The 23,609-nt window shown below is 44.2% G+C and carries 19 protein-coding genes; 14 read left to right on the top strand and 5 right to left on the bottom strand.

Annotation, left to right across the window (positions count from 1 at the left end):
* The first annotated feature begins 566 nt into the window (after positions 1 to 566).
* Both LEP1GSC047_RS16960 and LEP1GSC047_RS16955 read left to right on the top strand, forming a co-directional pair.
* Complete coding sequence (locus tag LEP1GSC047_RS16960; RefSeq protein WP_010417071.1) at positions 567 to 1,034, top strand: GNAT family N-acetyltransferase; 468 nt, start codon at positions 567 to 569, stop codon at positions 1,032 to 1,034.
* A 206-nt stretch (positions 1,035 to 1,240) separates the two neighbouring features.
* Positions 1,241 to 4,564: a response regulator gene (locus tag LEP1GSC047_RS16955; RefSeq protein WP_020988962.1), complete on the top strand. Its 3,324-nt coding sequence runs from the start codon at positions 1,241 to 1,243 to the stop codon at positions 4,562 to 4,564.
* A gap of 18 nt (positions 4,565 to 4,582) precedes the next feature.
* On the opposite strand, the gene gatB is transcribed toward LEP1GSC047_RS16955, so the two are convergent.
* The gene (gene gatB, locus LEP1GSC047_RS16950; protein WP_010417076.1) at positions 4,583 to 6,040 is read right to left on the bottom strand and encodes an Asp-tRNA(Asn)/Glu-tRNA(Gln) amidotransferase subunit GatB; all 1,458 of its coding nucleotides are present in this window, start codon (positions 6,038 to 6,040) and stop codon (positions 4,583 to 4,585) included.
* 120 nt (positions 6,041 to 6,160) lie between these two features.
* Between gatB and LEP1GSC047_RS16945 the strand changes: the two genes are divergently transcribed.
* The 3 genes from LEP1GSC047_RS16945 to LEP1GSC047_RS16935 are packed head-to-tail and all read left to right on the top strand — an operon-like array spanning position 6,161 to position 8,318.
* The gene (locus LEP1GSC047_RS16945; protein ID WP_010417078.1) at positions 6,161 to 6,916 is read left to right on the top strand and encodes a ParA family protein; all 756 of its coding nucleotides are present in this window, start codon (positions 6,161 to 6,163) and stop codon (positions 6,914 to 6,916) included.
* Positions 6,903 to 7,634: a hypothetical protein gene (locus LEP1GSC047_RS16940; protein ID WP_010417080.1), complete on the top strand. Its 732-nt coding sequence runs from the start codon at positions 6,903 to 6,905 to the stop codon at positions 7,632 to 7,634. The genes LEP1GSC047_RS16945 and LEP1GSC047_RS16940 overlap by 14 nt, the downstream gene beginning before the upstream one ends.
* A complete protein-coding gene (locus LEP1GSC047_RS16935; protein WP_010417082.1) occupies positions 7,635 to 8,318 on the top strand; it encodes a toxin-antitoxin system YwqK family antitoxin in 684 nt (227 codons plus the stop codon).
* A 280-nt stretch (positions 8,319 to 8,598) separates the two neighbouring features.
* On the opposite strand, the gene LEP1GSC047_RS16925 is transcribed toward LEP1GSC047_RS16935, so the two are convergent.
* Positions 8,599 to 9,642 (bottom strand): LIC_10230 family protein, encoded by a 1,044-nt coding sequence (locus tag LEP1GSC047_RS16925; RefSeq protein WP_010417084.1) that lies wholly within the window; start codon positions 9,640 to 9,642, stop codon positions 8,599 to 8,601.
* Positions 9,643 to 9,669: 27 nt separating this feature from the next.
* A complete protein-coding gene (locus LEP1GSC047_RS16920; RefSeq protein WP_010417086.1) occupies positions 9,670 to 10,680 on the bottom strand; it encodes a hypothetical protein in 1,011 nt (336 codons plus the stop codon).
* A 136-nt stretch (positions 10,681 to 10,816) separates the two neighbouring features.
* Here LEP1GSC047_RS16920 and LEP1GSC047_RS16915 point away from each other — a divergent pair, with 136 nt between their 5' ends.
* The 7 genes from LEP1GSC047_RS16915 to mtaB all read left to right on the top strand — a co-directional run bounded on the left by LEP1GSC047_RS16915 (position 10,817) and on the right by mtaB (position 19,034).
* A complete protein-coding gene (locus LEP1GSC047_RS16915) occupies positions 10,817 to 12,199 on the top strand; it encodes an ABC transporter permease (RefSeq protein ID WP_010417087.1) in 1,383 nt (460 codons plus the stop codon).
* 1 nt (position 12,200) lies between these two features.
* Complete coding sequence (locus LEP1GSC047_RS16910) at positions 12,201 to 12,893, top strand: ABC transporter ATP-binding protein (RefSeq protein WP_010417089.1); 693 nt, start codon at positions 12,201 to 12,203, stop codon at positions 12,891 to 12,893.
* A 428-nt stretch (positions 12,894 to 13,321) separates the two neighbouring features.
* Positions 13,322 to 13,753, top strand: a complete 432-nt coding sequence (locus tag LEP1GSC047_RS22260) for an ATP--guanido phosphotransferase (protein WP_238325606.1) — start codon at positions 13,322 to 13,324, stop codon at positions 13,751 to 13,753.
* Between the two features lie 110 nt (positions 13,754 to 13,863).
* Positions 13,864 to 16,404 (top strand): ATP-dependent Clp protease ATP-binding subunit, encoded by a 2,541-nt coding sequence (locus LEP1GSC047_RS16900; RefSeq protein ID WP_020989134.1) that lies wholly within the window; start codon positions 13,864 to 13,866, stop codon positions 16,402 to 16,404.
* 75 nt (positions 16,405 to 16,479) lie between these two features.
* Complete coding sequence (locus LEP1GSC047_RS16895; protein ID WP_010417096.1) at positions 16,480 to 16,905, top strand: hypothetical protein; 426 nt, start codon at positions 16,480 to 16,482, stop codon at positions 16,903 to 16,905.
* A 37-nt stretch (positions 16,906 to 16,942) separates the two neighbouring features.
* Entirely contained in the window at positions 16,943 to 17,737 is a 795-nt protein-coding gene (locus tag LEP1GSC047_RS16890; RefSeq protein WP_010417098.1) for a tetratricopeptide repeat protein, read from the top strand.
* A complete protein-coding gene (gene mtaB / locus LEP1GSC047_RS16885) occupies positions 17,718 to 19,034 on the top strand; it encodes a tRNA (N(6)-L-threonylcarbamoyladenosine(37)-C(2))-methylthiotransferase MtaB (protein ID WP_010417100.1) in 1,317 nt (438 codons plus the stop codon). The genes LEP1GSC047_RS16890 and mtaB overlap by 20 nt, the downstream gene beginning before the upstream one ends.
* An 11-nt stretch (positions 19,035 to 19,045) precedes the next feature.
* Here the strand turns inward: mtaB and LEP1GSC047_RS16880 are convergent, their stop codons facing one another.
* A complete protein-coding gene (locus tag LEP1GSC047_RS16880; protein ID WP_010417102.1) occupies positions 19,046 to 19,708 on the bottom strand; it encodes a class I SAM-dependent methyltransferase in 663 nt (220 codons plus the stop codon).
* 198 nt (positions 19,709 to 19,906) lie between these two features.
* On the opposite strand from LEP1GSC047_RS16880, the gene LEP1GSC047_RS16875 reads away from it, so the two are divergent.
* Positions 19,907 to 21,445, top strand: a complete 1,539-nt coding sequence (locus LEP1GSC047_RS16875; RefSeq protein WP_010417104.1) for a tetratricopeptide repeat protein — start codon at positions 19,907 to 19,909, stop codon at positions 21,443 to 21,445.
* Positions 21,442 to 22,593 (top strand): tetratricopeptide repeat protein, encoded by a 1,152-nt coding sequence (locus LEP1GSC047_RS16870; protein WP_010417106.1) that lies wholly within the window; start codon positions 21,442 to 21,444, stop codon positions 22,591 to 22,593. Before LEP1GSC047_RS16875 ends, LEP1GSC047_RS16870 begins: the two co-directional genes overlap by 4 nt.
* A gap of 25 nt (positions 22,594 to 22,618) precedes the next feature.
* On the opposite strand, the gene LEP1GSC047_RS16865 is transcribed toward LEP1GSC047_RS16870, so the two are convergent.
* Positions 22,619 to 23,581, bottom strand: coding sequence for a metalloenzyme (locus LEP1GSC047_RS16865; RefSeq protein WP_010417109.1), 963 nt, complete (start codon positions 23,579 to 23,581; stop codon positions 22,619 to 22,621).
* Between the last annotated feature and the right edge of the window lie 28 nt (positions 23,582 to 23,609).

Below are 23,609 nucleotides of genomic sequence, written 5' to 3'. Positions count from 1 at the left end.
GAGTGAACTCCAACCTTTCGTTCTATCATAAAAGCTAGGCGATTTTAAATCCTTATTTTTTTGAAAAAAGGCTTTTCCGAAAAATCATACCAAATTGAAGAGAATTTTTCGTATTTTCCTTCTTACCTTCTTTGGGTTTTTATCGAGCTATAATTCGCTCTTGCGGCCCAAAAATAGGCGCTTCTATATAGGAAATTCTATCGGGATCGATACGCGGGCCTTTCTTAACTTGTTCCCAAGGGCTTTTGGCTAATGATGCCGGGCGAATCCATTCTCTAAATCGATAAAGCTTTACAGCCCTCTGGATTTGGTTGGGGGAACGTTTTGCATTCCGAGGTATAGTTTGGAAGGAAAGATTCCTCCGAAATTACCGGAATAAAGCATTGCGATTTTGGGCTCATTAAATAGAATGCGAATCTTCGCCATTCTTGAGGCAGGAACCGATACGGGTTCTTTCGGATCGAACCCGGTCCCGGGAAGCAATCGGTTTTTTGAAAGAATGATGCTACGGTAAATAACGGTTATAGTAGTTATTTATTTAAAATGAAAACATAATAAAGGTAGCAATGGCCAAAATAGAAATCACTCTGCGCGTCGCCAGCCGATCCGATTTGGAAGAGCTGACGGAATTATTCGAATTGTATCGGTCATTCTATGGATTGAAATCGGATTCCGCGAATACCAAACGATTTTTGGAGGATCGCCTTTTGCATAAAGATTCGATATTGCTCGTCGCCGAAGATTCGAACGAGCTTAAAGGCTTTGCGCAGATTTATCCTACGTTTTCCTCGTTACAAATGAGGAAGGACTTTATTCTAAACGATTTATACGTTCGGGAGTCCGTCAGAAGAAACGGAATCGCAAAAAAACTCCTGGAAGAAGCCGCCTCGACGATCCGCAAATTGGGTGGAAAAGGAATGAGTTTGGAAATTTCTCCGGACAATCGGGCAGCCAGGAAATTATATGAAAGTTTTGGATTTCGTTTAAGCGAAGAATATCTGCATTACTACTGGCCTGTATCGGTCGAAAAATAGTCAAAATTTCAGCAATCTCTCCCGAGAATGTTGAGAAAGATTGTCAAAATTTATTATTAATGATCAAAATCCGATCTAAAATAAAAATCAGTTTCATCCTTTTAACCTATCTTTATATTTAGCCGGTTCGGAGTTCAAGGCTAGGTTCGAATCGTCAGCGGGAAAGAATTTTCCGGACTGCGTTGTTTTTCCGATCAAATGGCAATATGGATATTCCCTTTTCTTTTGCTTCGAACGAAATTTCCGATATAAGTCAGCGAGTCTTAATCGCTGCAACCGAGGTGTCGGTAATATCGACCGATCTAAACGGAGTAATTCTTTCCTTTAATCCGGGTTCCGAGATCATGCTGGGCTATTCCGCCGAGGAAGTAGTCGGGAAATTTACCCCTGAAATTTTCCATGACGAAGCCGAAATCGAGGAAAGAGGTAGCGAACTATATAAAAAATATAACCGGAAAATTTCCGGTTTTGAAGTCTTGGTGGAAGATGCTCGAAATGGAAACTTCGAGGCAAGGGATTGGACGTACGTTCGCAAGGATGGAGTCCGTCTTACCGTTCGACTCATCGTCACTCCGATGCGGGAATCTAACGGCGAACTAATAGGGTTTATGGGGATCGCTAGGGACGTTAGCGAACAAAAGAAACAGGAAGAACAACTCCTTTTTCAAAAACGCTTAGGCGAGATAATAACCCGATCGTTGTCCGAATATATTTTAGAATTCGACTCCGGATCGACTTTTTCGAAGTTGCTGCATGCGATTTTAGATCTTACGAAAAGCGAATACGGTTTTATTGCGGAAGTGATTTTGGATTCGGAAGGGTCCTCTTATATCAAAACGAGAGCAATTGCGCAAATTTCCTCGGAAGAAGATATACAAAAATTCGTGAGTGCGAATTCCGCCAAAGGGCTGGAATTTAGAAAGTTAAACAGCATATTCGGTTCCGTCGCTCTTTCTCAAAATCCGATCATCATTAACGACTCCAAACAGGCCGAAGCGGTTCCGGAGGGACATCCGAAACTAGGAACTTTCTTAGGTGTTCCGTTTGAAATTAAGGGCAGAATGCTCGGCATTCTAGTGATCGCTAATTGTCATAGCGGATATGATGAAAGACTTTGCGAAGATCTACAACCGCTTCTTAAAACCATCGCTCATATTATCGAAGCGATCCGCAATGAAGAGAGGAGACGGGAAACGGAACAAGCGCTTAAGAAAAGCGAGGAAAGAAGCCAAAAGTTGGTTAACGCGCTCCCTGATTTGCTTTTTATCATGGATAAAGACTCCAGGATCATAAGTTATCATGCCCCTAAATTAGAGGACCTTTATGTTTCACCGAACGAATTTCTCGGTAAAAAAATGTCGGAACTTCTTCCGCGGGAATTGGCGCAAAATATTACTCAAAAGCTGAGTCAAGTCTTGGCTTTCGGCGTCGGCGAATCTTTAAAATATTCCCTCTGGTTTCCCGAAGGTCAGAAATTCTTCGAGGCCCGAATATTCCCTTATGATTCGGAGACCGCGATTTTTATGATCAGGAATATAACCGAACAAAAGGAGGCGGAAGAGGAACTAAGAAGAAGCGAATTATTTTTAGCGAGAACACAGAGTCTCGGGAAAATCGGAGGCTGGAATTACAATTTCAAAACTCAGAAACGATCCTGGACAAAAGAAATATATAATATATTAGAAATTAATAAAGATACGGACCCTAATCTCATTCAAGTTATCGACCTTTACGTAAAGGCGGATAGAATCAAGATAATTTCCGCTTTCGAAGAAATCAAAGAAGGCAAAAGTTTCGATTTGGAATTGCAGATTATTACCTCATCGGGAACGGTTAAGTGGGTTCGAGGAGTCGGTTCTCCGATTTGGGATTCGGAATTGCGGGAGGTCGTCGGTTTAAACGGATCGCTGCAGGACGTTACCGATAAAGTGCTGGCCAGAAAGGAATTGGAAAGTGCAAAGGAAGCTGCGGAATCCGCGCTAAGAGCTAAAAGCGATTTCTTAGCGAATATGAGTCATGAAATCAGAACTCCTATGAACGGAATTTTAGGTTTGACGGACTTGTTGCTAGCAAACGATCCGAACGGAGTAAATCGCCATTATTTGGAAACATTACGGTATTCTGCCAATTCTCTTTTGGACGTATTGAATGATATATTGGATTTTTCTAAAATTGAATCCGGAAAATTGTCGGTAGATTATTCGGAATTTTCTCCCGGAGAATTATTCGGACCTTCCTTAAGAATATTTGCGGATAAGCTAACGGAAAAGAAAGTTAAGCTAATCTACTCCGAAAAAAATATGCCTTTGCGAGTCGAAAGCGATCCGGTTAAATTGAGACAAATCTTAATCAATCTACTCTCAAATGCGGCCAAGTTTACTCATAGCGGAAAGATCGAAGTTCGCTTGGAGATGGAGCCTTCTCCAATAGGAAAAGAAGACCCCTGCATCTTGAAATTAACGGTATCGGATACCGGAATAGGAATTTCATCGGAAAAATTGGACAAAATTTTCGAAAGCTTTACCCAAGCTGACGGTTCTACTTCTCGGAAATACGGAGGAACGGGTCTAGGATTGAGCATCTGTAAAAGTCTAGCCTCGCTTTTGGAAGGCGAAATTCACGTCGAGAGTCGTGAGGGGACGGGAAGTTCTTTTCAGCTCCGGATTCCTGCGCGAGCGGTGAGAAAAGAAGAAACCGATTCTCTTAAAGCGATTCCGGCAACTCGAATTCTTATTTTTGGCGAGGACCTGGAGTCTCTGGAAATTCTGCGTGAGTTATTGAAAGTTAATGGAGCGGAGACGTTCCTAATAACCGACGAATCCGACTTATTTGATTTCTTGAAATCTACGAGTTCTTCGTTCGACGTGATAATACTGGAAAATCATCTCCCTCTTTTAAAAGGAATTAGCATCGCTAACGATATTCGCAATCGTTCTGAATATTCTCATTTACCGATTTATTTACTTACGTTTTCTTCCGAGCTGGGTTTGATCGACGAAGCAGGAAAGGATCTGGAAATCGCCGGATATTTAGTGAAACCCGTTGTGCCTTCGGAAATACGAGCATTCCTTTCGAAGAAAGAAAATGTAGTATTAGGTTTTCTCTCGGAACAGAAAGGTTTTTCCAATAACGAAGATTCGCTGGTACTCAGGAAAAATTCAAGAATACTAATCGCGGAAGACAACGAGGTAAATCGTCTAGTCTTACAGCGTAATTTACAGAAACTGGGAGCCGAAGTGATTTCGGCAGAAAATGGGAAAGTCGCGCTCGATTTCTTTTTTAAAGAACGAATCGATTTGATTCTTTTGGACATCCAAATGCCTGTGATGGACGGATTTGAATTGGCGACTCGAATTAGAACCTGGGAAAGCGAAAATCCGAGCACCCGCATACCTTTGATTGCGGTATCTGCCGGAACGGTAAGCGGCGAACGGGAAAAATGTCTTTCGCTCGGGATCGACAGATTTGTAGCAAAACCGTATAGGATCGAAGAGATCAGTGAGGCGGTTTTAAGCCTACTACACGATTAAGTGAATTTTAATATTCGCCTAGCTTTTAGGAGGAAGCGGGCCTAACTTATCTAAAAGCATTTGATTCACTAGATTCGGATCCGCTTTACCCTTGGAAACTTTCATTATGTAACCGACAATGGCTCCTAAAGCCCTATCCTTTCCGGATTTGTATTTCTGCACCGCATCTTCATTCGCTGCAATCGCTTCGTCTACGATTCTCTCTATCTCCTTATCGTCGCGTACTACGATAAGGTTCTTTTCGGTAACGATTATTTCCGGATCTTTCTCGCTTGAAAGCATTTCCTCAAAAACGGTTTTTCCGATCTTTCCCGAAATTTTACCGTCCGCGATTAATTTAACCAATCGTCCGATTCGCTTCGGTCCGACACTAAATTCTGAAATAGTAATGCTTTCCTTATTCACGATTCCAAGAACCTCGTCTTTTACCCAATTGGAGGTCCGTTTGGGATCGCCGGAAACTTGTAAAGCTTCTTCGTAATAGTCCGCGATTTCCCGTTCTGCCGTAAGCACTTCCGCGTCGTATTTAGGGAGTCCAAGTTTTTCGATAAACCGACTCCTTCTCGCATCCGGTAATTCCGGCAACGTTTTACGGATATTCTCCACGGTTTCCTTGGTCAGTATTATGGAAGGAAGATCGGGATCGGGAAAATATCTATAATCGTGACTCATCTCTTTGGTTCGCATCGTCACGGTAATATTGGCCGCGGAGTCCCAAAGTTTGGTTTGTTGCTGGAATGTTTTTCCTTGGGAGAGCATTTCCGTCTGCCATTCGATTTCATAATCGATGGCAGCCTTGACCGCTTTAAACGAATTCAGGTTCTTGATTTCCACCCGCGTTCCGAATTTATCCGAACCTGTAGGGCGAATGGAGACGTTTGCATCGCAGCGAAGAGATCCTTCCTCCATATTGCAATCGGAAACGCGAATATATCTGAGAATGGACTTAAGGGAAAGAAGGTAATGATATGCCTCGTCCGAGGAGCGGAGCTCCGGCTCGGAAACGATTTCGATCAAAGGAGTTCCCGCGCGATTCAAATCAACGTACGACTGGTGAACATTTTGATCCGCAGAGTGGATGAGTTTTCCCGCGTCTTCTTCGATGTGGATTCGTGTAAGATGAACGTATTTCGGTTTTTCCTCTCCCTTAACGGTAAAGGAAACTCCGCCGCCTTGGCAAATCGGACGGTCAAATTGAGAAATTTGATACCCTTTGGGCAAATCCGGATAAAAATAATTCTTTCGATCAAATTTAGTATGGAGAGTAATGTCGGAACCGAAGGCTAAGCCGGCCATAATCGCTTTATTTAAAGCTTCTTCGTTTAGCACAGGGAGTGATCCCGGTAAACCGAGGCAAACAGCCGAGACTTGCGAATTAGGCGGGGCTCCGAATTTTGTAGGACTAGAGGAGAAAACTTTGGATTCCGTATTGAGCTGTGCGTGGACTTCCAGACCGATCACTACTTCGTATTGCACGTAGGTTCTCCTTTTTTTCGCCCCACTCGGCTTGTCCGGGTTTTTTCCTTGTCCCCGGCTTATTGTGGGCTTATGGAGTTATTCTGTGAATAGGATACGAGCAGGCAACGGATTTTTTAAGTGAAGCAGGTCCTTTGTATAGCGAACCAAAAAGGCGGGGTAGGGAAAACCACCACGGCCGTTCATCTTGCTGCCGGCCTAGCCTTAAAAGGCGAAAAAGTCCTGCTATTGGACCTAGACGCCCAGAGCAATGCAACCTCCGTTTTTCCGGAAATCCAACCGGAACCCGGAAAAGATGCATTCTTAATCTTTAGCGACGATGCTCCCATAAAAGAATTGTATCTTCCGACGCGTATTGAAGGCCTTAGTCTCGTACCTTCTTCCGGAAAGCTTTCACAGGTTGATGTTTTACTCGCCGGTAAGCTCGACGGATTTTTTGCTTTAAAAGAAGGGTTGGGATCGGTCCAAGAAGATTTTGATCGCGTAGTCATCGATTGCCCTCCTAGTTTATCGTTAATCACGATGAACGCATTTGTGGCTGCAACCGGACTGATCGTACCGCTTCAAGTATCTAAATTTTCGTTGGACGGAATCGAAGCTATTCTGGAAGCCAAATCCGCTACGGTAAAACGGTATAACCCGTCTCTTCAAATTCTGGGCGCTCTTTTAACTCTTTATCAATCAAGAACTACGATGTCTCAAACGGTCGTTCCGATGATTGAAGAACATCTTCGGTTATTCGAAGCGAAAATTCCTCCGTCGGTCGCAATCGAAGAGGCGCATCTTCTGAATCGGACGCTTTACGAATATCAATCTAAAAATAAGGCCGCAAAAGAATATGTCCGATTCACGGACGAGGTGTATGCTCTTGGCTAAAAAGTCCGATTCGAAGAAAGATCTATTACGGAAAGCGGCCGGAGAAGCGGTCCGAAAAACCTTAGGTGGAGAAATATCTCCGGTTAAACGAGACCATCCGAACCGAAAGAGCCAAGAGGATACGGGACCCTTGCAGTCGGGAAATTCTCGACAAGATTTAGGAGAATTAAACGAAGAAACCGTTCCAACCTCCGAATCGGACAACGAAGACGGACGGGAAAAACAATTGCCCAAAAAGGACACCCGCTTCAGGATAAACAACGGTATGAGGATCGACGAATATACGCAGACCCCGTCTTCGGAAGCGAACGGGAATAAAAAATGGCTTCGGATTTTGGGGATCGTTTTTGTCGTTCTTTTGGTTTGGTGGCTTTGGCCGTCAAAGCATGAGATCTACATGGATGTGGATAAAATGACTCCCGATAAGGTCGCGGGAATGAGTTCCGAAAAGGAATATCATTTTGCTCACGGACAAGATTTCTTTATCTACTATAAACGCGGGGGATGGTTTTCTCCCAAAAAAATAAAGGTATCGATTTACAAATTGGATGACAACCGCGCCGAGATAAGCGTTCAAGAGAAGGAATTCAAAAAGAGAATCGAGAAATTCCAAACCTATTACGACGATTCTTTCTTCGACGACGAAGGTTCCTACGAAGTCGAAGTGAAAGACGAAGACGAAGAGATTCTTGTCACAAAAAAATTCACGATCGATTGAATGAATCGCTTCTACGTAATAGTCCCCTTATTCTTCATCTCGGCTTACTGCAACGAAACGACTCTGCCCGAAGAAATTCCTGTCGGAGCAAAATACGATAAGGCTCGAAACGTTTATTATCTAGATGAACCGAATCGGCAGAGATTGTATTATGAAAGTGGAAAATTATATTCCGATTGTCCGGTGGACGAAGCTAAACAGTTTCACGGCTTTTGCAGAACTTATGCCAGGTCGGAGGATCGGACCGCTTCCGAAGGGAAATACGAACACGGGGCAAAAGTCGGGGACTGGGTCTGGTATTTTCCGGACGGAAAGATCTACGTAAAACAAAAATTCGGAACTCGCCCTCGCCGCCCTGATTCCATATGGTTGGGAGAGGAAGGAAATGAGGAAGGTCCGTATCTGAGGTATTACTCGGATGGAAGCTTGGAGTTGCAGGGATTTTATAAAGACGGTCAAAAATCCGAGCTTTGGCAGAAGTTTTTTAAAGACGGGGAACTGGAATATTCCGGTTATTATGCACAAGGAAAAAAAGTCCGAACTTGGTTCTATTATTTTCCGAATCGAGCGAAAGAAGCGGTGGAAGTTTTCGATAATGACGGAAAGTTTCTCTCTCGTTCGATCTATTCTCCCGATGGGAAGAAGATCTGCGAAGTCGATTCCAAAGGCGCATCTTGCGGTTAAATTACGTTCTCGGCGCCCTCGCGATTAATTAGGAAATTCTAATATGCTTGGACAAGCTTTCCAATGGGAAAAAATAGCGGGTTGGTCTTTCTTTTTCCTAACGGTCTATCTAAGCTTCTACCTAACGATCGCACATCGAGGAAGCGAAGCTTTGTTGATTAGTCTAACGCTTATTCATTTCGGGATCTATTTTTCGTTTCGCAGAAATTTAAACAAAAAGGCCTTTCTCGTTTTGTGTTCGTTTCATCTTGTTACCGTATACTTTTTCGGGAGGTATACGTTAGAGATTTTGTCCGCCATCGATGGCTGGAAACAGGCTTTCTAGGATTCCGATATTCATAATTAAAAGGGAGAAGATAAACACGATGAATAGCACGACTAAGATAAGACCGAAAGTCCCGAAGAGAATATTCCGCACAAAGCGCAATTGTAGATAACTGATTCCGATCGCAAGGTTTTGAAATTTGCCCAAGTCCCCGCTTTTACCGAGTCGGAGATAATTTCGGATATAAAATCCGGAAAGTATCAAAAGCGCGATCAGGAGTAAAACTCCGAATTGGCTCGCATAATTCCTTTGTAAAAGGAACAGAGGAATATAAACAAGATTTCCGACCATCGTTCCCAAGACGATGATCCCTAAAAAATGAAGGATCGAATTTACGAACGTTTCACTTTCCGCCTTGCTGCCGGTTCTAAACTCGGCCTCGTCCTCCTTTAAATTTCTTAACGAAGAAAAGCGATCGGCCTCGACGCTCGAGAATACCTGGTCTATCGTCAGCGCCATATAGATCAAAAATACGATCCATCCTAATGTTAAGAGAATGGCCGGGACCCCCCAAAAATTCGTTCCTGCAGTTCTTACCGCCGCTCCGATTAATGTAGGAAGAATTGAAAACGCGTAGATGATACCGAACACATACAATATTCGATTCATGAAAGTATAAAAGAAGGTCCTGTATCGAAGGGAAACGAAAGAGGAAACGGCTAGTAACGCCAAGAAACAATAAAAGAAAATTTGAATCCTTTGTCCCAGCAGGATCCTTCCCATTCGATCAATCGTATCTTCCGGTTGAGAATCCGTCGGGATCCCGCTATCGCCTAATTCCGCCAAAATCTTTTGCGTTAAGAGCATTTGCGAAATCGCGCCGCCTTGAAAATAAAAACCGGACATGGGTTCTCGACCCGTCCCGTCTAACATGGCTTCCATAGTCGTCGTGTCATTGGCGTCAAGAAATGTCGGCTGCAGAAAAAGCTGGAAAAGACAGACAAATAGCAGGATAAAGGGGATTATATAGGCGAGATGGAGGCGGGAAAATTTTTTCATCGAGTGATTCTTTTTTAAAAAGTTAGCTTAGAATAAAAATACAAAAACCGCAACCATTCCGATTCCGACGACACCTAAAGCGATTAGAACCGTCAAGAGCAGACTCGATTCGCCGGCCTCGATACTGGAGGAAGCTTCGTAAGAAGCGGAGCTTTTTTTCGCCGGGATTTTTTCGCCGGTATACGGTCTTACTTTTACGCTATTTTCTTCTTCATAAACTTTCCCGAAAACATCGACTCCGATTCTGACTACGGTTTCGCTTTCGGTCCCTTTATTTTCAGTCGCAACGATTGTGGCGGGCACCGGGCGAATGGACCCGTCTTCCATTTTTAATTTCATGGTATCGATTACGCTTAGCGTAGTTGGATCACCCGGGTTTAATTGAACTACAATTTGGTCCCCCGGTTTTAATTGATTTACGGGAATTCCGGAAACGGGAGAGAGAATAAATTTGAACTGAATTCTCGTTGCATTCTGCGGAATGGCTGAGTCGATACCGGTTGCAACTACGTTACCCGATCCAGGAGTCGTAGATTCGTCTAGCGAGGGAGCTCCATCCCCTTCCGCCGAATCTAAATTCTCGATAGACTGACGGTTGCCGCCGATATCGTCGATTTTGTCCCGGTCGATGAGCGAATACCAAAGAGTAATATCGGGCTTTGAATTCCCGATCGCCTGGTTTGCGACTTGATTGATCAGATATCTGATTTTCTCATCTTCCTTTTTATTCATATAATGGAGTAATTGCTCCATAAAATCGTCGGATCTACCGGAAGATTGAAATAGTTCGCCAAGCTTATTCGTTAGGTTTTTAAGTTGTTTTCCTTCGTATTTTATCTTTTGACAGATATTCGAAATGTCTTTGAAAGTCGCTCCCGAAAGCGGGACGTTAATCAGTTCGCTACTTCCCACGGCTACCACGTCCAGTCGATCGATACGACTGCTTATGGGGTCGACAATCCCTCCGAATAGTACGTACAAAGAAGAAGAGGTATCCCGGGATTGAAAAAAGAAGGAGTAAACTTGGTCGGAGGCCATATATCTTTCGAATGAAATCGAACTATCTCCGATTACCAAGACGGAGTCGACTTTATTTTGACATCCTGCTTCGGAATCGTAGAATTGTCAAACTAAGCAATTTTGCCATTCTAGGGAATTTTGCCTGCTTTTAATCATGAACTTCCTTTTTTCTCGAACTCCTTTGGTCCTTTTACTTACTTCCCGATACATTCGCGGTTCCCGGGCCGCAGGTTTATTATCCTTAAAATCCAGAGTTTCTTTCGTGGTAATGGCGGTAGGGGTTTCTCTTTTGATCGTTGTGCTTTCCATTTTCAACGGATTTCAAAGACAGGTGAAGGAATCTTTGTGGCAGGGCGGATCACACATTACAATCGAGAGTAATTCGGGAGCCGGCGAAATTACCGATTATCAAAAAATTATTTCTTGGATAGAAAAGACCCCCGAATTGAAACAAAGAATCGTTTCCGTGGAAGGCGGGATTCAAAGCCACGGATTGATTCAGAACTATAATACTTTTTATCCGGTCATCATCCGAGCGGTTCCCGTATCCAACGTGGACGATCTACTTTTGACAAGGCTGCCTAATTTTCCGAGAGTCGTTCATTACAATCGCGACGAATTGGCTCAAATGAATCGGGAAAATTATATCGTCATCGGAAAGGAAATGGAAGGCTTATATAATTTTTCCTTAGGGAGACAACTGACTCTCGCAGTTCCCGGCGGCAGATTTTCTTTAGGGAAAGGCGTGGAAGTCAGCGTGGAGAACTTTCGCGTTTCAGGTTTTTTTAAAACGGGTAATTATCAATTCGATTCCCGGTATGTCTACATGTCTCTACCGATCGCCCAAAGATTTTTTAAATTACGCAATTCGGTTAACCAAATTACGTTAAAAGTAAAGTCCCTCGACGACTTAAGTTATTGTAAACGTAAGCTTTTACGCTTATTTGGCGAACCCGATTTTGAAAGAGAAGTGGAGGTTTCCTCGTCGTTATCGGTCAGGACCATTGCGGAGGAGCAGGAGAATTTTCTAGCCGCTCTTAAATTAGAAAAAACGATTATCTCGATTATCGTTTTCTTATTTATCATCCTTGCGGCATTGGGAATGGTCGCTTCGGTTTATTCGTTAGTCCGCGCCAAACGTAAATCGATAGGCGTTTTAAAGGCGTTAGGATTGCCTTCCTCCGATATATTATTGATTTTTACTTTAAATGCGATGTTGGTCGGCATCTTGGCATCTTTGATCGGAGGAGTAACAGGTATCTTTCTCGCAAATTCCCTAGAAAACATTATTAATGGAATAGAGGAAATCATGAATATGCTAGGACCCGATATATCGGTTTTATTCGGAGCCGAGTGGAGTCCGGTGGAGTTGGTGCCGAAACGCATCTATTATTTCGACAAAATACCCGTCGATATCGACATCGCCTTCATCTTTATGGTCACGACTGCCGCTACCATTTTATCCGGAATTGCGGGATACTTTCCGGCTCGTTGGGCCGCTAGCCTTAATCCGGTAGACACGATAAGGAACGACTAACGTGAGTCTTATTAAGATCAGAAACTTAGTCAAAACGTACCATGTATTGGAAAAGGAATTCACCATCTTGGATCGTTTGGACATGGACGTGGAAGAGGGTCAGATTTTTTCCATTGAAGGAAAATCCGGAATCGGCAAATCGACTCTTCTGAATATACTCGGCGCAATGGACGGATTCGATTCCGGTCAAGTCGAGGTCTGCGGAATTTCTCTCGGTAACCTGGATGAAAAAGGAAAGGAGGCATTTCGAGCGGAGAAAATCGCATTCATTTTTCAGCATCATCTTCTTTTACCCGATTTTTCCGCGTTGGAAAACGTTGCGATTCCTCTGCTAATTCGAGGCGTATCTCCCGCCAAGGCGCAGGAAGATGCCATGGCAATGTTAGATAAGGTGGGATTGAAAGAAAGATATGAGAGCTTCCCATCCCAACTTTCCGGAGGAGAAAGCGCTCGTGTCGGGGTCGCAAGAGCGCTCGTAGCCGGAAAAAAATTGATTCTAGCGGATGAACCAACCGGAAATCTAGACCGGGAGAACTCGCGAAATTTAATGGGCCTGATTCAGGAACTGCAAAAAGATTTGAGATTCGGACTGATTTTAGTCACTCATGATATGGAACTCGCCGCACTCGCGCATAAACGAAATCAAATTTATCAAGGGAAATTGCATCCGGCGCATATTCCTCAGACTGTCTAAAACGGTGCGTTATGAAAGATTGCGTCTATTGCGGCATTTCCTACGAAGACTGGAAAGAACGCGGTAGAATAGGCTGCTCAAATTGCATTTCCCTTATTGGTGACGAATATTCGACTTTCATTCCCCGCCAAAGCGAGTCGGACTGGGAGCCTCCGCTCGGCTTCCCGCTACGCGACGAGTGGTTTCAATTTAATGCTTCTCCCTTTTCAGAGAAGATGAGGAAAATAGACTCCTATTCTCTTCCCTTTTCTTATCGGTTTCGAGTTGCGAGAAATCCGAAGCGGTCCGTCTACCCCCTTCGATCTAAAATACTGCCGTCAGTATTTTTAGAAGAATGGTTTTCTTCCCAAAATATTCAAATCCAACCGAATCTAAACTTTTTTTCCGAGACGCAATTCGCAAAAAACAGGTCAGATAATACGAACTGTGTGAGAATTTCCTGGAATGGCGGGACTTTACTCATGGGAGACGAGGATCATCTTCGTTGGGAGTATGTAACCGATTCTCTTAACGATTTGGCAATGATTCTAGAGTCGCCCTTTTTAAAAGCATTTTGGGATCCGGAGCGGTTCGATTATAGAGATGGAATAGGATTTTTAACGTCCTGCCCTACAAATGCCGGGGAGGGAGACAAACTTTCCGTCGCTTTGCCCGATTTGTTTACGCAAACAGGAGCGTTAGAGGGTTTCCGATTACCCACGGATTGGGGGTTTTATCGGGAAGATCTACGGAATCGGTTGATCATTTTCCGGAAAAATTTCGGGCTAAAACGAAAAAATTCCTTTTTCAATTTAGTTTCATATTTAGCCTTACTAGTAATATTAGGAAAAGAGGCAGGAAAAGCTTCGTTTCCCCCGTAATCCTTTTTAAACGACCAATCCGATATGTTTCTTATAGGGAAAAAGACTCCCGTAGGAAATTTGATGCGAAACCAGTCTAATTGATAGAATCCCTGGGGAAGGCCGCAATTATGTTAGAATTTACAAAAAGAGCCAAACGAGTAATTAACGAGATCGCGCAAGACGAGGCTAAACGTCTCGGCAGCGAATTTATCGGCCCCGAGCATATTCTATTGGGATTGCTTAAGGAAGAGGATTCGGTCGCGATCAAAATCCTGAACAACCTGAATATCAATCTAAACGAGCTCCGAAAGGAAGTAGAGAGACGCACGCGAGAAAGTTCCGCGACTCTGCTCATGGATATGGCGCAAGGCCAAGATCGATATCAAAAAATTATAGAGCTTTCCAAAGAAGAAGCAAAACGTCTTAAACATAACTATGTCGGGACCGAACATATTCTGCTAGCTTTGTTACGTGATAATAATAATATCGCCGGTGGCGCTTTATATTCTTTCAGCGTTAACTATAACGTAATTAAGGGAGAAATTTTACGGTTACTAGGAGCTCCTCCAACAAGTACTGTCGGCGTATCGAGTCAACCTTCCGCGCAACCGGGTACACCTCGTACGGAAAAGACTAAAACTCCGATTCTAGATGAGTTTGCGAGAGACCTAACCCAACTCGCTAGGGATAAAAAATTGGATCCTGTCGTCGGTCGTGCGAACGAAATTCAACGAGTGATTCAAATTCTCTCCAGAAAAACGAAAAATAATCCCGTACTGGTGGGAGAATCCGGAGTCGGAAAAACCGCGATCGTCGAGGGTTTAGCGCTCGCCATCGTGGAGAAGAATGTTCCGGATCTACTCTTCGACAAAAGAGTTCTTTCGCTGGATCTTGCAAGTCTAATCGCCGGGACCAAGTATCGCGGTGAATTCGAAGAAAGGCTGAAGAAGATAATGAAAGAGATCTCTTCCTCTAATAATATCATTATCTTTATCGATGAGTTGCATACTTTGATCGGCGCCGGCGCTGCGGAAGGCGCGGTCGATGCTGCGAATATTTTGAAACCGGCATTAGCGCGGGGTGAATTGCAGTGTATCGGCGCAACGACAAGCACCGAATACAGAAAATACATCGAGCGAGACTCCGCTTTAGAAAGAAGGTTTCAAGTCGTAAAAGTCGCCGAACCTTCGGTCGACGATGCGATCCTAATTCTGACAGGATTGAAGAAAGCATACGAAGCTCACCATAAAGTAAGATACTCTGACCGTGCGTTGGAACAATCCGTCAAGCTTTCTCACCGGTATATCAATGACAGATATCTTCCTGATAAGGCGATCGATATCATCGACGAGGCGGGAGCAAAAGCGCGCTTAGCGAACTGTGCAAGACCCCAGGCAATCAAAGACTTGGAAGAAGAAATCAAATCTCTTTCTCAAAAGAAGGAAGATCTGGTCCGCGCCCAGGAATACGAGAAGGCGGCAGGCGTTCGGGACGAAGTAAATCGTAAAAAGCAATTATTGGAAGAGAAGATCCGTGCATGGCAGGAGAAGATGGACGACTTTGCTGTCTCCATCGACGAAGACGATATTCTTTCCGTCATTTCGCAATGGACCGGTATTCCTCTCCAAAGAATGGAAGAAAGCGAATCCGAAAGATTGCTGCGATTGGAAGACGAACTGAAACTTCGCGTAGTCGGCCAAGACGATGCGATCGAAAAAATTGCAAAAGCCGTCAGGAGAGCCCGTACCGGATTTAAAGCCGAGCGTCGCCCGACAGGATCGTTTATTTTCCTGGGTCCGACAGGTGTGGGAAAAACCGAGTTAGCGAAAGCTCTTGCGGACTTCTTGTTCGGAGACCAGGACGCCATGCTTCGGGTGGATATGTCCGAATACATGGAACCGCATGCGGTCAGCCGCCTGATAGGAGCTCCACCAGGTTATGTGGGTTACGACGACGGGGGTCAGCTGACCGAATTCGTACGTAAAAAACCCTATTCGATCATTCTTTTGGATGAGATAGAAAAGGCTCATCATGATATCTTTAATATTCTTCTCCAGGTAATGGAGGAAGGAAACCTGACGGATACCAAGGGTCGCAAAGTGAATTTCCGAGATACGATTATCATTATGACTTCGAATATCGGAGCTAAGGAAATTTCAAGTAGCGTTCGTCTCGGGTTCGAGGATCGTTCCGGCGAAGAGGATAAATATAAATCCGATCAAGCAAGGGAACAGCTCAAGAAACACTTTAATCCCGAGTTCCTAAACAGGGTAGACGAAGTCGTTTACTTCCGTCCGCTTAAGAAGGAAGATATCATGAAGATCATGGATATCATGGCCGCCGATACCAACAAGCGCCTCTTGGATAAGAAAATCAAGATCGAGCTTACTCAAGCGGCCAAGGACCACTTTATGGATATCGGATACGATGAAAAATTCGGGGCCCGTCCGTTACGAAGAGTGTTTCAGCGAGATCTGGAGGACTATATGGCCGTCCAAACTCTCAAAGGTTCCTATAAAGAACCTACCAAGATCACTGTTTCTTTCAAAGAAGGAAAGTTGGACTTTATTGAAGAACCTTGGACCGATTATAAACCGGCGGACCAAGGTTCGGGCGGGGACAATTCCCCTAATAACCCCGAAAGATCGGAAGAAGCGGCTCTCGTTTAAGAGAGAAAGTTAAAGGTTGCCCTCGGGCAACCGGCTCCCGACGGGGAAAAGGACTATAAGGACAGAGGGAAACCTATGCCGTACCTGATCCCAGTCATCTTCGTAGTGTCTTACTTGCTGGTTCGGAAAGTTTGGTTTCATCTCAGAAAGATACGTACCGTTGCGGGAATCGAAAAAATTTCTCTCTGCGTTTTTCAGCCGGATTTATTTCTTCCCGAGGTACGCGTCCTTTACAAATACTACTTTCAGGGCGGGGTCTATTACGGATCCGGATACATACTTCTTACGGATTTCCTCGACAACGAGGAATACGAAGTTTATCGGAATCCCGACGGATTGCCGGTTTTAGAAGTAGGGGAAATTTCTATCATTTCCGAAGAAAAGATCGAGCATTTTCTCGCGATGAGATATCCGAGCATCATTGTCTTCATTGACCCGGTGGAACCCTTTTATTCCCTGATAGACTGTCTGAATGCAAAGTCCATGGGAGTTCCTACTTAAGGAGATTCTACCTATTGAGCTGGAAAGAGAGATAGAGATGGCTACGAAGAAACATATCACCATCCTTTTATTGGCACTGCTGCCGACCGTATTCGCCGGGAATGCGTTCGGGCAGGAACAAGCGGATTATTCGAAAGCGCTTGCCGAATTCCAAAGCGGAAATTCGGAAAAGGCGCTCGAAATTATTAGAGAACTGCACGAGCAGGGAAAGCGTAGTTACGAGACCCATTATTTGGCTGCATTCTGTCATTATAATGCGGGAAGGATGAAATCCGCAGGAACTCATTGGTCCGAGGCTTTAAAATTGAAACCCGGCGACCCGGCGGTCAGCACTGATTTTGCTCGGTACCTTCTTCAAGTTGGTCGGAACGACGACGCTTTGGAGATCATATCCAGATCCTACGAGATCAATCCTAAAAATCGGGAAGTCAGATTGTTATTTGCGACCGCACTTTTGTATAATGCAAAAGCCCGCGATGCTTTGCACGTGATCGAGAAATTAAAATCGGAAGATCCGAACGACTACCATCCTCTCGTTTTAGAGGCTCAAGTTTATTATTATTTGGGAAGCGCCGAAAAGGCGGAGGTCAGTTTAAAGTGGGCGCAATCACTCGTTCCGAATAACCCCAATGTCTTGAATAATCTAGCTTTGGTGTATGAAAAAGGCGGAAATCAGGAAGCGAAGCGCGGAAATTTGAAGAAAGCATTAGATCAATTGAAGAATGCAAAAGAACAAATCGAAGCCGCATTAAAGATAAAACCGGAAGATGAAAAGTTTCGGGGAAATCTACAAAGAATCGAGGCGAGAATTAATGCCCTCTCACAAGGCTGAAAAGAAAGTTCTTTTTCATACATTGGGATGCAGGCTTAATTTTTTCGAATCGGACGGCCTCTTTTCTTCTTTGAGTCGCCACGGTTATAGGACTGTCATCGAAGACGAAATTCCGGATGTAGTCGTAGTAAATACCTGTACCGTTACGAACAAAGCGGATTCCAGAAACCGGAACATTATTCGAAACGCCGTAAAGCGGTACCCCGGAGCTCAAGTCTGGGTGACGGGTTGTTATGCGCAGACGGATCGTCAATCGATCGAGGCCATTCCCGGCATTGCCGGTGTTGTCGGTAACGAGGATAAATCCCGTCTTCCGGCGCTGATATTGGAAAGAGAAGGCGCTGCGAGTTCCGACCAGTCGATTCGATCGGATCGATTTTCTTACTCCGACGTTTTGCCTAACGGACATACGAGGGCTTATTTAAAAATCCAAGACGGGTGTGATCGGACTTGCTCCTATTGTAAGATACCGCAAGCCCGCGGACAAGGTGTCAGTCGCGAATGGACCGATATCCTGGATCAGGTTTCTTTTTTACAAGATAACGGAGTAGGCGAGATCATGCTTACCGGAGTAAACTTGGGTTGGTTTAGGAACTCCGAAGGCCGAAAAGCCTTTCCGAAGTTATTGGAATCGATTTTAAATAAATTGGAATATTCCCGTCTTCGCCTATCCTCCATCGAGCCGCCTGATGTCGGAGTAGAGTTGCTAGAACTGTTGACCCATCCGAGATTTTGTCCTTTTTTACACGTTCCTTTGCAAAGCGGAAGCAAACATATTCTGAAAAAAATGAAACGGAGCTATACTCCCGAAACCTTCCGAAAACGAATCGAATTAGCGAAATCTAAAATACCTGATCTTTTCTTAGGGACCGACGTGATCGTGGGATTTCCCGGCGAAACCCAAGAGGATTTTCTCGATTCGGTAAACGTTCTTCGAGATTTGGAATTTGCGAAGATTCATGCCTTTCCTTTTTCCGTCCGTCGAAATACCGCCGCGGAAGAATTTCCGGAAACTGTGACCAAGGAAGGTAAGAAAGAAAGAGTCCATGCTCTCATGTCGCTTTCTCGAGATTTACATTCTTCCTACGCGGCTTCCCAGTTCGGAAAAAAAAGGGAAGCAATTCTGGAGAAAGACGGAGTCGCAGTGACGGATAATTATTTAAAAGTAATATTACCGACCAAGGACCTTCAAGCTCTAAGTCCCGGACAGTTTCTTACCGTCGAGGTCGGAGAATATTTACCTGCTCCCGAAAAAGAAGGAAAGGTATCCGGTCGAATTTTGGCTGCCGTAGGTTAATTCCCATTTTTCTACGATCGGATCAATTCTTCCGAATACATTTCTTCCTCTTTTAGGTCATAATAACCGTACTCGAAGTCGGATCCAGCTTGTATCTCTAACCCGTAAACATTTTCGCTGATTCGCACGCTCTTTATCACGTCCAGCTTATATTGCTCGGCGAGAAATTTCATTTTATCCAAAGAGATCTTGTCATTGATCTTCGGGCCGACGGCGAATTCATTCTTAACCCAATCGAGAACGATAAGTTTTCCTCCTTTCTTCATCGAACGAATGAGCCCGTCCATCGCTTGTCCCGGATCCGGGAAAGTCGAAAGTACAAGAGAAGCAAAGACTACGTCCGGAACGGGAATCCATTCCGGAAGAAGAGGGCGATCCGCCTTTTCCATATAAAAGGGAGTAAGGCGCTCGATTTCTTCACGATTTTTCCAATGAAGAACTTCATCTAGGAGATCCTGATTACATTCTGCACCCCAAATCCATCCTTCCTTATGGATCATTTTTAATAAGTGCTCGGTCCAGAAACCCAACCCCATACCGAAATCCACCAAGTTCATAACGTCTTTGAGTGGAAAATGCTTAAAGACCACTTCCGGAGGAGTGATGTCCCTTCGCTTGCTCGAAAGAAGGAAATTCTGATAATCTAAATCGTAGTAATATTCCAGGTCGCTCATGTTTTTTAAATCCGGTATTATGTCTGATTTTCGGGAGTTATCGTCAATCGGAATCCTAGAACCTTCCCTTTTTCGAGGAAATACCCTTTACAATCCGAAGACATACCTTTATTTTTATTTTCCGCCTATTCTATGAAAAACCGAAGTAAAAAAACGGTTTCTTAGTTCCGATATGTATATACGGAACCCTATTCCCAAATGAAGACCCATGTACGGATATTATTTTTCCTTTGTTTGCTCGCGGTCGCAGGTATGGCGGACGCTCAACAAGCGCAACAACAGGAACTCATACGTACTACGGATACCGACCAGTTCGGGGTTGCCGGATCGATTAATGTGGAAGTCCTTAAGGATGGAAAGTCAGTCAGAATTACTTGGGAGCCTCCTCGTGAGACCGGAGAAATCATCATCGCGCGAAGCCCGAGCGTCATCGATACTCCGGAAAAATGTTATATTTCGGACTCTTTAGGAAAATTCCCGAGCGGGATTGCCAACGGAGTAAATCAAATATACGATTACAATCTTCGACCGGGAACATACTACTATGCCGTCGTCCTATCCCACCATGTTCGAAAAAAGGATTTAAAACTAGTTCCTAACCGAAATTTCACCACCATCCCCGTGGTTATAGAGCAGTCTTCTAATCAACCGACTTCCAATCTGAATCCGGACGACGAGAAAAAGAAGATCCTCTCCGATGACGCAAGAGTTACCGACATCGCCGTTAAGCGAGAAGGAAAATATCTTCGCGTTTCTTGGGAACCGTATCGATTGGGTATTCCGGGAGAAACGATTTATTCCATCTATCGATCGGCCGAGCCGCTTTCCAGTTTAAGCCTGATGCGTAAGGCCGAAAAACTCGCGGAAGTATCGCATCCTGAAAACTCGTTTCTGGATCAGGACTTAAATAAGTCTCAAACGATTTATTACGGCGTAACGGTTAAGCAAGGACTGAAAGAAGTCATACCTCTAATTCAGAATCAGTCATTTATCCGACAATTTTACGTTTATGACCAGGATAAGCGTAAACAACCTAATGAAGATAGTATTACTAAATCTGAATATTCCTTCGATGAAATGCATGTAAAGGACCTGAGTTCCAAGCCGGTGGAAGAGGGAGTCCGTCTGGATTGGAAGGCTCCCGAAAATCCGGATGAGAATACCGTTTATTCCGTTTATCAAGCCTCAAAGCCGCTTTCCGGAGGAGTAGCAACGTTCTTAGGCGGCAATGTTCGGAAGTTAGGCGAAGTGACCCATCCTGAAACCAATGTGATGGTTAGAATGAAACCGTCTAAGAATACGGTTTATTTCGGAGTTACCGTTAAGCGGGGCGACAAGGAAGATTTTGCTCTTACGCAAGATCAGTCTTACGTTGCAGTCGAGGGCTCTTCGAACACTGTCCAAGATCAGGCTCCGAAGGAAAACCAGCCTGCGATCCAGAAAGATGAAAATAAGGTCGTTGCATCCGACGAAGAACTAAATAAAATTCTTAAATCTACATACTGGAAGAAGGATTATTCTGAGGCGATTCGCCAGCTCGCTCCCTTTGAGCAATCGGATAATCCGGACATTCGTGGCAAGGCGAAATTCTTTACGGGGCTTTCTTATTATCGAAATGGGGATTTCAGAAAAGCGTTAAAGTATTTCGTACAAAAAGAAGTAAAATCATACAATCCAGATCGAACCGAATTTTGGACAAAGCATTGTCTGGCTAAGATTAGCGGAGGAAGGCATTGAACCGTTCCATTATACTAGTAACCGGTTTTTTATTCATATGCGCAGGTTTGCTAACCGGAATTTATACCGCCGTTATTCAGGATAACGAGGGAAATAATCGGGAAGTCCTGGAAAAAATCCGAGAGGGGGAAGAATTCCTAAAGCATTCCAATCCTAAGTCCGCCGAAAAAGCTTTGGATATTTTTTCGGAACTATCCGCCAAGGAAGTTTCGACTCAACTTGCATTTCGAATCAAATACGATCTCGGGAAGGCGCTCGAGAAGAGTAACGATAAGATGCTGGCTCTCGGTATTTATCGCGAATTGAATCAGAAAGACGGACTTTCCCGGGAAGAACGTGCTAAAGTCGCATACGGTCTCGGCAATTTGCTTTTAATGCTTAATCGGGACGAGGAAGGAAAAGGACACTTAGAAGAGGTGCTCAGAACCTCGAACGATAATAAACTTCGCTCGAATGCGTTGTCGGCTATTGCCGACTATTATATGAAGAAGGGGAATTACGACCAATCGCGAAAAAACTACGTCTTGGCGTTACAGGAAGATCCTGAAAACGTTAAAGCAAGGGTACGGTGGGGAAAATCATTACGAAAAATGGGTAAGGATTGGTCTGCCTACGACGTATACGAAGATTACGTGCAATCGGACGCCTATTTTGATCGGGATAAAATTTCGGTGGATTCGGAATTTCGCTCCGGGTTGCTGGAAAAAGGCAGGCAATTATATTTTAGAAAACAATATTACGGGGCAATCGAGTCCTTTAAAAAAGCGTTGGATCTCGGCGTAAGCGAAAAAGCCAGAGAGCAGGCATGGTATTTCATCGCGGAAAGTTACGATTCGATCGGTAAACCGGATTCGGCCCTACAGTATTTAAATAAGATTTTGGAAAATGCCGATTCAGCTATGGACCAAGCGGCTCTTTTTCGCAAAGGGACTATTTATTTTAGAAGCGGAAATTACGAAAAGGCCGCTTCCTCTTTCCAGGAAGCCAACGATCGAAACCACGATAACGCGCTCGGCCGCAAAGCAGCCGCTTGGAAAAAAGAATCCTTGGATCAGATTGAAGACAACCTGAATTACCAGGACGGAAACAAGGCAAAAGCAAAACCTTCGGATGACGGCGCCTCGAATGCGGACGACTGGAAATACTAGGGTTAGTCTCGGTTAACGATAATCGTTAACCGGCGGTCTGAATAAACTCTTCTTCCGACATTTCTATTCGGAATCCTAGACAGTCATAAATCGCATGAGGAATATCTTTTAAGGATTTGATACTATCTTTCATTCTTTCGGTATACTTCCCGAAAAGAATCGTCGGAACCGGATTTGTCGTATGCACATCTACGGTTAAATCTTCCAAATTTCCGTGATCCGAGGTGACGATTAATTGATCTTCATCCGGATTCATTGCTTCGATTACACCTAGCAAAAATCCTTCCAAATCTTGGATGCAACGATCCGCTCCACTCCAGTTCATTTTATGGCCGACCTTATCGGTCAAAAAATATTCGTATATGCAGAGCGTGTAATCTTTCACTTTCGGAACGATCGATTTCCCGGTTTCATACGGATCTTGCTTTTCCAAAACGGGGTCGCCCTTCTCGATATAATCTCGACCGAATTTTCGCAGGAATTCCCTACTGATATCCATATAGAGACCTTTACCGGCTCTAAGATCCTCCATTCCTTTCAGCGGTTTATTTCCGGCCATTTGAATTAATGTCGAAGCGGAGACCTGCCTCGGATTTTTTTTTACGTGATCCGAAAAACCCGGAGTATAACAATTTAGTAAGTCGGCTTTATATCCTCGTTCCTCCAATATGCGGATAATGGAATATTTCGCGATAATTCGTTTTAAGGTAAATGTCGGAAATCCGCTCATATGTCGATTTAGGACCTGACAGGCGTTGATTCCTGTCCAGAGAGACGTTTGACCGGTGGCACTCTGGGGTAATCCCTTGATGCCCATGCTCGCATCGGTCTTAATATAAACTAGGTCTCGTAAGCGGGGCGGAGAGTTTTTAGGGATTTCCTTTCCGGCCAGAGGAAGGAATACCCCAGTAGAGAATCGAGAAAACGGGTTTTTTTCTGGATCATTCTCGCCAAAGCCGATTCCGTCGATAAATACGTAAAAAATCATCTTACTTTTTGCCCGCTCGGTAAGCGGA

Origin of the sequence: Leptospira inadai serovar Lyme str. 10, assembly GCF_000243675.2 — a bacterium.
Classification (GTDB): domain Bacteria; phylum Spirochaetota; class Leptospiria; order Leptospirales; family Leptospiraceae; genus Leptospira_B; species Leptospira_B inadai.
This window is presented reverse-complemented; position numbering and strand designations above follow the sequence as displayed.

Excerpts from the sequence above, each read along its gene's own strand:
- LEP1GSC047_RS16960 (WP_010417071.1), top strand. The coding sequence starts at position 567 with ATGGCCAAAATAGAAATCACTCTGCGCGTCGCCAGCCGATCCGATTTG.
- LEP1GSC047_RS16955 (WP_020988962.1), top strand. The coding sequence starts at position 1,241 with ATGGATATTCCCTTTTCTTTTGCTTCGAACGAAATTTCCGATATAAGT.
- LEP1GSC047_RS16940 (WP_010417080.1), top strand. The coding sequence starts at position 6,903 with ATGCTCTTGGCTAAAAAGTCCGATTCGAAGAAAGATCTATTACGGAAA.
- LEP1GSC047_RS16935 (WP_010417082.1), top strand. The coding sequence starts at position 7,635 with ATGAATCGCTTCTACGTAATAGTCCCCTTATTCTTCATCTCGGCTTAC.
- LEP1GSC047_RS16925 (WP_010417084.1), bottom strand. The coding sequence starts at position 9,642 with ATGAAAAAATTTTCCCGCCTCCATCTCGCCTATATAATCCCCTTTATC.
- LEP1GSC047_RS16920 (WP_010417086.1), bottom strand. The coding sequence starts at position 10,680 with ATGGCCTCCGACCAAGTTTACTCCTTCTTTTTTCAATCCCGGGATACC.
- LEP1GSC047_RS16915 (WP_010417087.1), top strand. The coding sequence starts at position 10,817 with ATGAACTTCCTTTTTTCTCGAACTCCTTTGGTCCTTTTACTTACTTCC.
- LEP1GSC047_RS16900 (WP_020989134.1), top strand. The coding sequence starts at position 13,864 with ATGTTAGAATTTACAAAAAGAGCCAAACGAGTAATTAACGAGATCGCG.
- LEP1GSC047_RS16895 (WP_010417096.1), top strand. The coding sequence starts at position 16,480 with ATGCCGTACCTGATCCCAGTCATCTTCGTAGTGTCTTACTTGCTGGTT.
- LEP1GSC047_RS16890 (WP_010417098.1), top strand. The coding sequence starts at position 16,943 with ATGGCTACGAAGAAACATATCACCATCCTTTTATTGGCACTGCTGCCG.
- mtaB (WP_010417100.1), top strand. The coding sequence starts at position 17,718 with ATGCCCTCTCACAAGGCTGAAAAGAAAGTTCTTTTTCATACATTGGGA.
- LEP1GSC047_RS16880 (WP_010417102.1), bottom strand. The coding sequence starts at position 19,708 with ATGAGCGACCTGGAATATTACTACGATTTAGATTATCAGAATTTCCTT.
- LEP1GSC047_RS16875 (WP_010417104.1), top strand. The coding sequence starts at position 19,907 with ATGAAGACCCATGTACGGATATTATTTTTCCTTTGTTTGCTCGCGGTC.
- LEP1GSC047_RS16865 (WP_010417109.1), bottom strand. The coding sequence starts at position 23,581 with ATGATTTTTTACGTATTTATCGACGGAATCGGCTTTGGCGAGAATGAT.